A 12,496-nucleotide genomic window follows, 5' to 3' on the forward strand; every position below is an offset into this window, starting at 1 on the left:
CCGGGTTTGTTTATAGAACAGAAGAATTAAGCGTGTTTGTTGATTAATTCTGCTAATGCTTCTTTTGGTTGGAACCCAACAGTTTTATCAACCGGTTGACCGTCTTTAAATAAAACAAGTGTTGGGATTGACATAATACCAAATTGGCTAGCAGTTTCTTGGTTTTGGTCAACATCCACTTTTACAATTGTTGCTTTGTCATTTAATTCTTGGTCCAATTCTTCTAAAACAGGAGCGATCATTTTACAAGGTCCGCACCATGTTGCCCAGAAGTCTACTAAAACTAAACCTTTTGAAATATCATTTGAGAATGTTGCGTCTGTTGAATGTACAATTGCCATGTTACATTTCCTCCTTAAATGGTATGTATCGGTAGTGTAGCATAAAGAAACTAGACAAAGCGAAAATTCTGCTCATTTATTTCACTTGGTCTTTATTTAATTTCTGTTACACTTCCATTTTAAAAGAAAAGCTCTGCTTCGTGGCAGAGCTTTCAACTTATTATGCATTCACTAAAATCGTTTTAAATTCTTCAATTAGCATTGGCACCACTTCGAACAAGTCGCCTATAATACCGTAATCTGCTACTTTGAAGATATTTGCTTCTGGATCTTTATTGATTGCTACGATAATTTTAGAGTTTGACATCCCTGCAAGATGTTGAATTGCACCTGAGATACCGCATGCAATATATAAATCCGGTGTTACAACCTTACCTGTTTGGCCTATTTGCAATGAATAATCACAGTAATCAGCATCACAAGCACCACGTGAAGCACCAACTGCTCCGCCTAATAGTGTAGCAAGATCCTGCAATGGCTTAAAGCCTTCTTCACTCTTTACACCGCGTCCGCCTGCAATAATGACTTTCGCTTCCGATAAGTCTACGCCCTCAGATGCTTTGCGTACCACTTCTTTGATTACTGTACGCAAATTTGTGATATCTACTGCTTGGCTTGAAACTTCCCCAGTGCGAGATTCATCTTTTTCTAATGGAGCAATATTGTTTGGACGAATTGTTATAAATAGGACGCCTTCTTTAACTTTTACTTTCTCAAATGCTTTACCAGAGTAGATCGGGCGGATAAATACAGCGTCTTCGCCTTCTCCTTCGATTTTAGTTACATCAGAGATTAAGCCGCTTTGTAATTTACTTGCAATTTTTGGCGATAAATCCTTACCTAGTGCCGTATGACCAAAAACAATCGCTTCCGGTTGTTCAGCATCTACACAAGCCATAAATGCTTGGCTGAAACCATCTGAAGTATATTGTTTTAGATGAGGGTGTTCCACAGTAATAACACGATCAGCGCCATACTGAATCATTTCAGAACTCACGTTTTCTACTGAGTCGCCGATTAAAACGCCTACAACTTCTCCACCATCCGCAATTGTTTTCCCTGCTGCAATCGCTTCAAATGAAACATTTCTTAAAGATCCTTCACGTACTTCGCCTAATACTAATACTTTTTTTGACATATGTTTTCCTCCTCCGCAATAAATCGTAGCTTAGATTACTTTTGCTTCTGTATGAAGTAGTTGAACTAGTTCTTTTACTTGGTCTTTTAATTCACCTTGCAAGACACGACCCGCTTCTTTTTCAGCAGGTAAGAAGATTTCGACTGTTTCTGTTTTTGCTTCTACATCATCTTCATCAATATCTAAATCATCTAATTCTAATTCTTCTAGAGGTTTTTTCTTTGCCTTCATAATTCCAGGCAAAGAAGGATAGCGTGGTTCGTTCAAACCTTGTTGCGCTGTAACTAATAATGGCAATGATGTTTCGATGACTTCTGAATCTCCTTCAACATCACGTACTATTTTGACTGTGTCGCTATCAATCTCAAGGTTTGTAATAGTAGTTACATAGTTAATGCCAAGGAGTTCAGCTAGACGTGGCCCTACTTGTCCTGATCCACCATCAATTGCTACATTACCACCTAAAATAAGGTCAGCGTCTTTGTCTTTTAAGTATTCAGATAAAATATGTGCGACAGAATATTGATCTAAATCTTCTACGTCATCCTCTGTATTAATTAACACAGCTTTATCTGCTCCCATTGCAAGAGCGGTACGAAGTTGTTTTTCAGCATCTTCTCCACCAATTGTTACGACTGTAACTTCTCCGCCTTGTGCATCGCGTACTTGGATTGCTTCTTCAATTGCATATTCATCATACGGATTGATGATGAATTCTGCCCCATCTTCTTGAATTGCTCCACCATTTAAAACAATCTTTTCCTCTGTGTCAAAAGTTCTTTTTACTAATACATAAATATTCATAGTACTTACCCCCTAATACTTTTATTGTCCCTTAAAAACAGGTTCCCTTTTTTCAATGAATGCAGCGATTCCCTCTTTAGCGTCTTGTGTGGTGAAGATATGCGCAAACCCTTCCGCCTCTTTTTGGACGCCTTCATAAAATTGAGTGGTTTTAGAAAATTGCAACATTTCAATGGCCACTTTTAAAGCAATTGGGCTCTTCTTCGCTATTTTCTTTGCAGTTTTAAGCGACTCTTCTAGTAATTGCTCTTCTGAAAATGCCAGATTCGCTAAGCCCCATTTCACTGCTTCTTCTCCAGTAATTGGATTGCTAGTGAACATCATTTCAGCTGCTTTTGCTGCCCCTACATATCTAGGCAAGCGTTGCGTACCACCAAAACCAGGAATTAACCCAAGTTGTAGCTCTGGCAATCCTAGCTTAGCCGTATCGCTCACATAGCGGAAATGACAGCTCATCGCAAGCTCTAAACCACCGCCTAGTGCTGCACCATGTATTGCTGCAATCACAGGCTTCGAGAAATTTTCAAGTCTTTCAAAGACTTCTTGCCCTCTCGCTGACATCGTTTGAAATTCTTCGCCGGAAGATACTTCTGTAAATTCCTTAATATCAGCTCCAGCCGAAAAGAATCTACCTTCTCCATGCAGCAAGATGACACGTACACTTGCATCATTTTCAACTGCATTGAGAAGCTCGTCTACCTCTTCAATTAACCCCCGGGAGAGCGCGTTTGCTGGCGGTCGATTAATTGCGGTAACCGCAACGCCTTCTTCCACCTTATAACTTAGATATTGCATTCTCCAAATCCTCCTTTGTTTTCCCTATGTATGTGGCAAAATAGTGTATTTTGCCTCTGTTTATTGCGTCTGAATGCCCTTTAACAGTATTTCATGCACCCGTGGCGCCATTTCAACAAGGTCATATTTTTGATCTTTCATGACCCATGTTGTGGACACCTCATCAACTGTACCGAAAATTACTTGCCTAACTAACCGCAAATCCATATCTTCTATAAATTCACCTGCTTGGATACCCCTTTGCAATATATCATCCAGCAAGTCTAGATACTCTTTTAATATGTGGTTAATTTTGAGGCGTAAGTCTTTGTTCGATTGGCGTAGCTCTAATTGCGTAACTACTGCTAAATGATGATCTTCCGATAAAACCTTAAAATGCCCTTCTATCATCCTTGCCAACATTTCCTGGGCTGTTATGCTTTCTTGAATAATTACTTTTAAATTTTCCACAAAGACAGACATCTTTTCACTGAAAACAGAAATGAGGATATCTTCTTTGTTCTTAAAGTATAAATAAATTGTTCCATCTGCAACGCCTGCCTGCTTAGCAATCTTGGAAACTTGCGCTTGGTGATAACCGTTTTCCGCAATCACTATGACAGCAGCATCAATAATTTGTCTGTATTTTGGTTTGTCTTTCTTCAAATCAATCACCACCGCGTAATTATGAAAATATGAATGACTATTCATTCATATTTTCATATTATATTCAATCGCGTGGATTGTCAAGAAAGAGTCATTGCGTAACTTGTGTTTTTTCTTCATCCAAAAGTGTTCTTCTTAAAATTTTCCCTACAGCTGTTTTAGGCAATTCTGAACGGAATTCATATATTCTTGGAACCTTAAATGAAGCTAACTTCGCTCGACAATACTTATTAAGCTCTTCTTCTGTTGCTTTGTAGCCATCCTTTAATACAATAAAAGCCTTTACCGTCTCTCCACGATAAGGATCCGGTACTCCAAGAACCACACATTCTTGCACAGCTTCATGCTCATATAGTACTTCCTCAACTTCCCGAGGATAGATATTAAAGCCGCCAGCAATAATGATGTCTTTCTTGCGGTCTACTACATAGAAATAGCCTTCTTCATCCATATAGCCTATATCTCCCGTAAGAAGCCATCCATCAATGAGCGTCATATCAGTATCTTCCGGCCGATTCCAATAGCCCTTCATTACTTGAGGACCTTTAACTGCAATTTCACCCACTTCTCTTATTTCTGCAGCTTCTGTCGTTCCCATTTTAAAGATCATGGCATCTGTATCTGGCCAAGGTACACCGATCGATCCTTTTACACGTTTGCCACCCCAAATAAAATTAGCATGAGTAACTGGTGAGGATTCGGTTAAACCATAGCCTTCCACTAATTTGCCGCCTGTTATATGTTCAAACTTTTCTTGAACTTCTACAGGCAGCGGTGCAGAGCCGCTAATACAAGCTTTAATGGATGATAAATCAAATTTGGTTAGCTCAGGATGATTGAGCAAACCAATATAGAGAGTAGGCGCACCTGGGAAGAGCGTTGGTTTTTGTTTTTGTATTGTTTTCAATGTATCTTTCGCATTAAACTTTGGCATTAAGACCATTCGATCGCCATTCATGACTGTTAAAAGCAAGACAGTTGTCATACCGTAAACATGGAAGAATGGCAAAACACCCATAATGATTTCTTCTCCCGGAACAGTTTTCGTCATCCATGCCCTACACATTTGGACATTTGATGCAAGATTCTGATGCGTTAACATCACGCCTTTCGGAAATCCTGTAGTCCCCCCAGTATATTGCAATAATGCTACATCTTCTGTAAAGTCAAAATCCAACTTAACGGGATTCAATTCACCGATTTTTATGATTTCAGCGAAAAGATGGTTGGAGCCGCTATGCTGTACTGACACGGTAAAGCCAGTATCCCTTTTTTGAATAAATGGATAGATCATGTTTTTAGGAAACGGCAAATAGTCTTTTACAGCGGTAATAATCATATTTTCTAAATCCGTTTCTTTCCACACTTTCATAATGCGTGGATAAAGGATATCCAGTGAAACAATAGCCTTGGCACCTGAATCTTTTAATTGATATTCTATTTCTCTTTCTGTATAGAGCGGATTCGTCTGTACCACAATACCCCCTGCATACAAAATACCAAAATAAGAAATGACGTTTTGCGGGCAATTTGGGAGCATTACTGCTACCCTATCCCCTTTTTCAATGCCAATCTTTCGTAAATAATTCGCAAATTTTAAGGATGATTCGTACAGTTCTTGATACGTTAATTCTTTTCCTAAGAAATGTATGGCAATCTTCGTTGGCGATTTCTCAGCTGCTCTTGTTAAATATTCTTGTAAAGGAATTTCTTCATACGCTAATCTTGCAGGTATGTCAGGAGGATAATTCTTTAGCCAAATCTTTTCCGTCACACGAAATGCCCCCTATTCTTATTAATTAGAATATTTCTAACTTTAATTATAATTTAATGCGAGAGCGCTTTCAATTATTATTCATTTTTTCTTTAGAGAATAGAAGATTATTATATAAATCGAACATAGTTTATAAAAAAGAACCAAGCTCTGTATGCTTGGTTCTACTTCGTTTAATGCAAGAAAAGATAAATAATCCCTGTAAGAATAAATAATAGGCAGACTACCATTAAGACTTTTGCTAATTTTTCCATTCCAGACTCCTAAACTACTATGAAATGCTTGCGCCTATAACGAATGATAAACCTACTGAGATGGTAAAGGATATAAAGCCAACTGAGCGATTGTCCTGTTCGATCTCATGGTCGATTTTAAACGTAGGCGTAAGAAATTCATAAAGAATATATGCGAAAATCAATAAAACAAAACCAAACATTCCCCAGCCAATCATGGCAAGGAGCGATGTGTGCCGCTCGATGGAATAGCGGAAAATATTGCAAACTCCCAATATTTTCCCTCCTGTAGCTAATGCCACCGCCATATTGCCGTTTTTGATTTCTTGCCAATTCTTATATTTTGTCACAAGTTCAAAAATGGCCATTGCGATGACAAGGCACAGTACAACAAGACTAAAGTAACCCGCAGTTTGGACCATTGGGTGGTGCCAAAAACTATTCAGTAGCATGAATTCCCCTCATTTGCTATTTTAATTCGACAACCGTGACGCCATAACCACCCTCGCCAGCTTCACCAAAACGGTAGCTTTTGACGCCTCTATGACGTTTTAAAAGAGCTTGGATCCCTTGACGTAAAGCCCCAGTTCCCTTGCCATGAATGATAGATACCCTAGGATAGTTTGACAACATGGCATCATCTAAATATTTTTCAGTGCGCATCATTGCGTCTTCATAGCGCTCACCACGCAAGTCAAGTTCTAATTTGACATTGGAATCTCGATTACGGACTGCAGATACGTTTACGGATTCCTTCGTTTTTTCAGGTTTTACATATTCTAAATCGGATGTGTCAATCTTCATCTTCAGAATACCCAATTGGACAATCCATTGATGGTCTGACACCTGTTCAATTAATGTCCCTTTTTGGCCATAGCTAATTACTTTTACTTCATCACCTTTTTGCAAATTAACTGCGCGCGCATTTACTTGACGCTGTTTCTTTAAGACACGGTTTTCCTTAGGAGCTGCTTCTTCAAGGCGTTTTCTGGCATCAATGATTTCATGCTCTTTAATCGCTTTATTCGCGTTAATTTGCATTTTGTGAAGCTCACCGATGACTTCTTCAGCTTCCCTTTTAGCCTCTTCTACTAATTTGCGTGCTTTTTCTTTCGCCTTTTTAACTAGCTCTTCTTTTGTTTCTTCATACTCTCTTAGCTTTTCGTCGAGATCTTTTTGCAATGCTTCCGCTTCTACCATCAAGTGGTGAGAGCGTTCAGCGTCAGCCTCTGCTTTGCGACGGCTTTCTTCCAACGAGGCAATCATGGCATCCACTTCATGGCGGTCTGTGCCTGTATATGCTTTTGCGTTCTCTATAATGTTTTCAGGCAAACCAAGCCTAGTAGAAATTTCGAAGGCATTACTACGACCAGGCACACCAATCAACAATTTATATGTTGGGCTAAGCGTTTCTACATTAAATTCGACGCTAGCATTCACAACCCCAGGACGATTGTAACCATACGCCTTTAATTCAGGATAGTGAGTGGTGGCCATAACGCGAGCACCTCTTCCATGAACTTCATCTAAAATGGAAATAGCCAGGGCAGCTCCTTCTTGAGGATCTGTTCCTGCTCCTAATTCGTCAAATAGTACAAGCGACTGATCGTCAAACTCTTTTAAGATTTCAACTATATTGACCATATGACTCGAAAAAGTAGATAAACTTTGTTCAATTGATTGCTCATCGCCAATGTCTGCAAATAATTGTGTAAACACAGCGAGCTCTGAACCATCAAGAGCAGGGACCGGAATACCCGCTTGAGCCATTAATGTGCATAAGCCCACAGTTTTTAATGTAACCGTTTTACCACCTGTATTTGGACCTGTTATAACAATAGCTGTTATATCACTGCCAAATTCGATATCATTGGCAACAGCACTTTCGATTGGCAATAGAGGATGCCGAGCTTTTGTTAATTTGATATAACCATCATTATTCATCACTGGCATGGTACATTTGTTCGCTTGTCCATACTTTGCCTTAGCTAAGATAGCATCAATCTCGCCGAGAAGGCGAACCAATCCGAAAAGTTCATGTGCTACCTCTTGTACAAGAGCAGAAAGATGGATTAAGATTTTTTGAATTTCCACTTTTTCTTTTGCTTTTAAGCGATGGATCTCATTATTGGCTTGAACAACTGCTTCTGGCTCGATATATAATGTTTGCCCTGATGCAGATTGGTCATGGACAATGCCGCCATAATGTGAGCGATATTCTTGCTTAACAGGAAGAACGAATCTATCGTTTCGAATTGTCACGATCGAGTCAGACAGCATTTTTGATGCATTGCTCCCGCGCGTCAAGCTTGCCAATTTTTCTCTAACTCTGCCTTCTTGGGCACGAAGCTGTTGACGAATGCTGCGAAGCTCAGAACTTGCAGAATCCATGACTGCCGCATTGTCATCAATACATGAATTGATTTCATGTTGAAGTCCAGTCAAAATTGGAATTTCACTTTTCTTTTGGCTAAAATGGGGGATTTGAATATCCCCCTCTTCCTCTATATCTTCAATAAATTCTCGGAAAATGCGGCTCGCACGAATAGTACTTGAGATTTCCATTAATTCTTGAGGGCTCAGCATGCCGCCTATTTGAGCGCGTTTAGCATGAGGTCGGATATCAAAAATGCCGCCAAGCGGTACGTTCGCTTTGATACGCAAAATGGAAAGTCCCTCATCCATTTCATCTAAAAGTGCTTTAACACGATCAAACTCTGTTTCTGGAGCCAGCTCGCTAATAGCATGATTTCCAAGAGATGACGTGCAGTAAGTCGCAACTTGAGCCCGCACTTTATCAAACTCTAGTGTTTTTAGTGCTCGTGTTCCTATCACTAAAAGTACACCTCCTATTTTTTCTGTAAATAAGTCATAAAGTCTTTCAGTGACCATGTATTAACAATGTTTTCTTTTTTCAGCCAAGCTTTTTGGGCGTATTTTGTGCCAACTTCCATAAAGCGTAATTGGTCAATTGCATGAGCATCTGTATTAATGGCAATCGGTACACCAGCACGAGCTGCCATTTCTAAATGCTCCATGCATAAATCCAAGCGATACGGATTAGCATTTAACTCTAAAATTTTACCATATTCTTTCGCCCACGCAATCAATTGGGGTACATCTGGGTTATAACCGTCTCTTTTGCCGATGATTCGCCCTGTAGGATGAGCAATCATATCGACGTGCGGATTTTTTAACGCTTCATGAAGACGCTCCATAATTTTTTCCTGTGGTTGGCTGAAGCTTGAGTGGATGGAAGCTATCACAAAATCAAGATCTGACATTACTTCGTCATCAAAATCAAGTGACCCGTCAGGCAAAATGTCCATCTCCGTCCCAGCTAATAGGGTAAATTCAGGGTGTTCTCTATTGAATTGTTGAATTTCTTTACGTTGCAATTTTAGTCGTTCTGGCGTCAGGCCATTCGCCACTTTTAAATATTGAGAATGGTCTGTTATCACACCATATTGGTAGCCTTTATCAATCAACGCTTGTCCCATTTCATGAACTGCATAAGCGCCGTCTGACCAAGTTGTATGCATATGCAAATCTGCTTGTATATCACTAAGCTTTATTAAATCAGGTATTTGATCTAATCGGTCAAATTCCTTGCCGCCCATACGCACTGTTGGCGGAATAAAAGGAAGATTATAATGAGCGAAAAACGCCGTTTCGGAATCAAATGTCAAGACTCTCCCGTCTTGCTGTTCAATTCCGTATTCACTGATTTTCTCCCCATGCTCTTTGGCGATTTGGCGCATGCGAACATTATGGTCTTTGGATCCTGTAAAATGATGAAGAGCTGTTGCATATTCTTCATTGGAAACAAGGCGGAAATCCACTTGTATTCCTTCAGTTTGTAGCTCTACCGAGATTTTTGTGTCTCCAGAAGCTATGATTTCTTGATAGCTTAACTTTGAAAGCAACGCTTCTTTCACAGCGACCGGATTCTCAGTAGCGATAATGAAATCAATATCTTTACTTTGTTCCTTCACACGACGAAAACTGCCTGCCACAGAAAATTCATCAATTTCTTGTATTTCCTCCAGCAATACATTGAGTTGTGTAACTAGCTCATCCAAAAGCCAAATAGGATGCGTTTCTGCTTTTTCGCCAAAACTTTCTAGTTCTTTCATTATTTTATCTTGCGTTTTTTTACCAAAGCCAGAAAGAGCAGCTACTTTTCCTTCTTCACATGCTACCCGCAAACTTTCCGCAGAATCAACACCAAGCTCTTTGTATAACTTCGCTATCTTTTTCCCACCAAGCCCAGGTAGCTTTAATAATGGTGGCAACCCTTTAGGAATTTCATTTTGCAATTCTAGCAGTACTTCGGAACGTCCATTTTCAAGCAAATCTGTAATGACAGCCGCAGTTCCTTTGCCGATTCCCTTGATAGCAGTTATGTCATCGATCTCACTCATACTTCTTGTATCGGTCTCTAATGCTTGTGCAGCTTTACGAAATGCTGCAATTTTAAATGGATTTTCACCTTTTAATTCAAGATAAAGCGCAATTTGTTCTAATGTATGGATAATATTTTTTTTATTCATATAATCCCTCCTGATATATACAAAAGACCTCTCCCTTGCTGCAGAGAGAAGCCTTATTTGATTTATCCCGATGGATACACTCAGATTCAGTTGGATAAAGAGCGCTCCCCATGGAAAGTTCCTACCCTTTATTTCATATAAACGAACCACATATGCTGAAATGCCTTCGATATGATCGGTGTGTACTCAAGGATTAACTTTGTTAAGATAGATTTTTCGATGTAGTTCTGTATACGGTCGAGTGGCAGCAATGCAAATACATATAGCACGATAAAGATTAGCAAATACGCTTCTATAAAGCCTAATACACCACCTAATAACCGATTCAATCCGCCAAGTACTGGTATGTATCGCAAGAAATCAAACAGTGATGCAATGATTTGTATAGCAAATTTCACCACGAAGAAAATCAAGGCGAATGCTAACAACTGATAGAAAGTTTGGCTTATGTTTAATTGCTCTACCGCAAACTTTAATGTACTATTTTCACTAACGGAAGGATATGGAATCCATAGCACCAATTTCTCCGCAAGCGGTTTATAATAAAAGTATGCAACGAGTACAGCAACCAAAAAGCCGGCCATTTGGATTAGCTGAAGCACAAAGCCTTTTCTAGCTCCATTTATTAATCCAGCAAGCAATAATATAATTATGATTAAATCAACCATTCACGTCATCCTTTAATTTTTTCAATTCTGTTTCAAGCAATTCCACTTGATTTTTTAATTTTAAATAATCATTGACTGCATTGCAAGCAGTGAGGACGGCTAATTTGGCACTGTCGAGGCTGATGTTTGCCTGCTTTATTTCGCGCATTTTTTGGTCAACAGTATCCGCTACAGAGCGCATATGTTCTTTTGTTTCTGTTCCAGCCATGTGATAGATATGGCCATATATTTCAACTGAAACTCGATTTTTACTTTGCTCTGACAAAGCCGAAACCTCCTTTTTAGTCCTATTTCTTATAATACCATGAAGTGTCTATGTTGTGAATTCATAGAGAAGAAGGGAATTTGATAAAATGTCTACTATTGTATTAAACCTCAACGCTACAGTACAGAAAGAAGTCATGAGCACTTACTCTCGCCATATGGTCGAACGAAAGGCCCCTGGCGTTATTTTCGCAGCCAAGATGCCAGATTGTGCGATTACTGTCTATCGCTCAGGTAAAGTGATGTTTCAGGGCAACGGCGGAGATCGTGAAGCAGAAAAATGGAGCCAGGGTGGCATAACTCCAGCCTCATCTGTAAAGAAGACGACATCAAAAGGTGATTTGTTGCCTCCAAATTTTGCCGATTTATCTGTAGTAGGATCAGATGAAACAGGTACAGGGGACTATTTTGGACCTATAACTGTGGCTGCTGTGTATGTACCAAAAGAACGCATCCAACTTGTCAAAGAACTTGGTGTAAAAGACTCCAAAATGCTGACGGATGACTACATGCGAAAAATCGCGCCGGATTTAAAAGCAAGCCTGCACCATCATGTCCTAATTCTTCGAAATCCAAAATACAATGCCATGCAAGCTTCAGGCATGTCACAAGGAAAGATGAAGGCTAAACTTCATAATCAGGCATTAATGAAACTACTTCAAAAAATAGCACCTGATAAACCAGATCATATTTTAATAGACCAATTCGCTGAGAGAAATACTTACTATAATTACTTAAAAGGCGATAAAGAAGTTGTTAGAGACCAGGTTTTATTTGCCACAAAAGCGGAACAGCTACACGTAGCAGTAGCAGCCGCCTCTATCCTCGCTAGATGTGCCTTTTTAAATGAAATGGACAAATTGAGCAAACTTGTAGGCACCACTTTACCAAAAGGTGCTGGACCTAAGGTTGATGAAGTAGCCGCACAAATTTTGCTCGCGCAAGGTGAGGAAGCACTTAATAATATAACAAAATGGCATTTTGCTAATACTGGAAAGGCTTCTCGAATTGCATCGAAATCGCGTCCTCTTTAAATTAAGGTCAAAAGTCAAATAAAAACCATACATAAATCTCCGCGAATGATTAAGTCGACCAAACATAATCATTCGTTGGGTTTATCTTTGGTCCACTTTCTTTTCTTACCTTTCTTCATCTCATTCTTCTTAAACACCTTTCGTATAGATATGGAACGTTTCACCAACAAATAGAACAATATTGAATTCAACATTTTGAAATGATATCTGAAGAACCATTTATAAAAGGCTATAGTAAGGAAATGCT

The 12,496-nt window shown here is 39.3% G+C and carries 12 protein-coding genes; 1 reads left to right on the forward strand and 11 read right to left on the reverse strand.

What is annotated here, in order from left to right; genetic code table 11:
• Positions 1-26: 26 nt before the first annotated feature.
• The 11 genes from trxA to zapA all read right to left on the reverse strand — a co-directional run bounded on the left by trxA (position 27) and on the right by zapA (position 11,216).
• Positions 27-341 carry a thioredoxin gene (trxA, locus tag RST01_RS08285; RefSeq protein WP_066788693.1) on the reverse strand — a complete coding sequence of 105 codons (315 nt, stop codon included), beginning with the start codon at positions 339-341 and terminating at the stop codon, positions 27-29.
• 160 nt (positions 342-501) lie between these two features.
• The gene (locus RST01_RS08290; protein ID WP_147195905.1) at positions 502-1,479 is read right to left on the reverse strand and encodes an electron transfer flavoprotein subunit alpha/FixB family protein; all 978 of its coding nucleotides are present in this window, start codon (positions 1,477-1,479) and stop codon (positions 502-504) included.
• Positions 1,480-1,509: 30 nt separating this feature from the next.
• On the reverse strand, positions 1,510-2,283 hold the full coding sequence (locus RST01_RS08295; protein ID WP_147195907.1) for an electron transfer flavoprotein subunit beta/FixA family protein: 774 nt from the start codon (positions 2,281-2,283) through the stop codon (positions 1,510-1,512).
• Between the two features lie 21 nt (positions 2,284-2,304).
• Complete coding sequence (locus tag RST01_RS08300; protein ID WP_147195909.1) at positions 2,305-3,078, reverse strand: enoyl-CoA hydratase; 774 nt, start codon at positions 3,076-3,078, stop codon at positions 2,305-2,307.
• 60 nt (positions 3,079-3,138) lie between these two features.
• Positions 3,139-3,723, reverse strand: a complete 585-nt coding sequence (gene fadR, locus RST01_RS08305) for a fatty acid metabolism transcriptional regulator FadR (RefSeq protein ID WP_066788700.1) — start codon at positions 3,721-3,723, stop codon at positions 3,139-3,141.
• A gap of 91 nt (positions 3,724-3,814) precedes the next feature.
• Positions 3,815-5,497: an AMP-binding protein gene (locus RST01_RS08310; protein WP_147195911.1), complete on the reverse strand. Its 1,683-nt coding sequence runs from the start codon at positions 5,495-5,497 to the stop codon at positions 3,815-3,817.
• A gap of 271 nt (positions 5,498-5,768) precedes the next feature.
• Positions 5,769-6,182: a DUF350 domain-containing protein gene (locus RST01_RS08315; RefSeq protein WP_066788703.1), complete on the reverse strand. Its 414-nt coding sequence runs from the start codon at positions 6,180-6,182 to the stop codon at positions 5,769-5,771.
• A 16-nt stretch (positions 6,183-6,198) separates the two neighbouring features.
• Complete coding sequence (locus RST01_RS08320; protein WP_147195913.1) at positions 6,199-8,565, reverse strand: endonuclease MutS2; 2,367 nt, start codon at positions 8,563-8,565, stop codon at positions 6,199-6,201.
• A 14-nt stretch (positions 8,566-8,579) separates the two neighbouring features.
• The gene (gene polX, locus RST01_RS08325; protein ID WP_147195914.1) at positions 8,580-10,283 is read right to left on the reverse strand and encodes a DNA polymerase/3'-5' exonuclease PolX; all 1,704 of its coding nucleotides are present in this window, start codon (positions 10,281-10,283) and stop codon (positions 8,580-8,582) included.
• Between the two features lie 128 nt (positions 10,284-10,411).
• Entirely contained in the window at positions 10,412-10,951 is a 540-nt protein-coding gene (locus RST01_RS08330; protein WP_066788709.1) for a CvpA family protein, read from the reverse strand.
• Positions 10,944-11,216 (reverse strand): cell division protein ZapA, encoded by a 273-nt coding sequence (zapA, locus tag RST01_RS08335; RefSeq protein WP_066788715.1) that lies wholly within the window; start codon positions 11,214-11,216, stop codon positions 10,944-10,946. Before zapA ends, RST01_RS08330 begins: the two co-directional genes overlap by 8 nt.
• Positions 11,217-11,304: 88 nt before the next feature.
• On the opposite strand from zapA, the gene rnhC reads away from it, so the two are divergent.
• Complete coding sequence (rnhC, locus tag RST01_RS08340; RefSeq protein ID WP_147195916.1) at positions 11,305-12,249, forward strand: ribonuclease HIII; 945 nt, start codon at positions 11,305-11,307, stop codon at positions 12,247-12,249.
• The last annotated feature ends 247 nt before the right edge of the window (positions 12,250-12,496 follow it).

This window comes from Rummeliibacillus stabekisii, from assembly GCF_007988965.1.
GTDB classification, from domain to species: domain Bacteria; phylum Bacillota; class Bacilli; order Bacillales_A; family Planococcaceae; genus Rummeliibacillus; species Rummeliibacillus stabekisii.

Bases quoted from the DNA above. Each gene is read 5' to 3' on its own strand.
- trxA (WP_066788693.1), bottom strand. From the start codon at position 341: ATGGCAATTGTACATTCAACAGACGCAACATTCTCAAATGATATTTCA.
- RST01_RS08290 (WP_147195905.1), bottom strand. From the start codon at position 1,479: ATGTCAAAAAAAGTATTAGTATTAGGCGAAGTACGTGAAGGATCTTTA.
- RST01_RS08295 (WP_147195907.1), bottom strand. From the start codon at position 2,283: ATGAATATTTATGTATTAGTAAAAAGAACTTTTGACACAGAGGAAAAG.
- RST01_RS08300 (WP_147195909.1), bottom strand. From the start codon at position 3,078: ATGCAATATCTAAGTTATAAGGTGGAAGAAGGCGTTGCGGTTACCGCA.
- RST01_RS08330 (WP_066788709.1), bottom strand. From the start codon at position 10,951: ATGGTTGATTTAATCATAATTATATTATTGCTTGCTGGATTAATAAAT.
- rnhC (WP_147195916.1), top strand. From the start codon at position 11,305: ATGTCTACTATTGTATTAAACCTCAACGCTACAGTACAGAAAGAAGTC.
- RST01_RS08315 (WP_066788703.1), bottom strand. From the start codon at position 6,182: ATGCTACTGAATAGTTTTTGGCACCACCCAATGGTCCAAACTGCGGGT.
- polX (WP_147195914.1), bottom strand. From the start codon at position 10,283: ATGAATAAAAAAAATATTATCCATACATTAGAACAAATTGCGCTTTAT.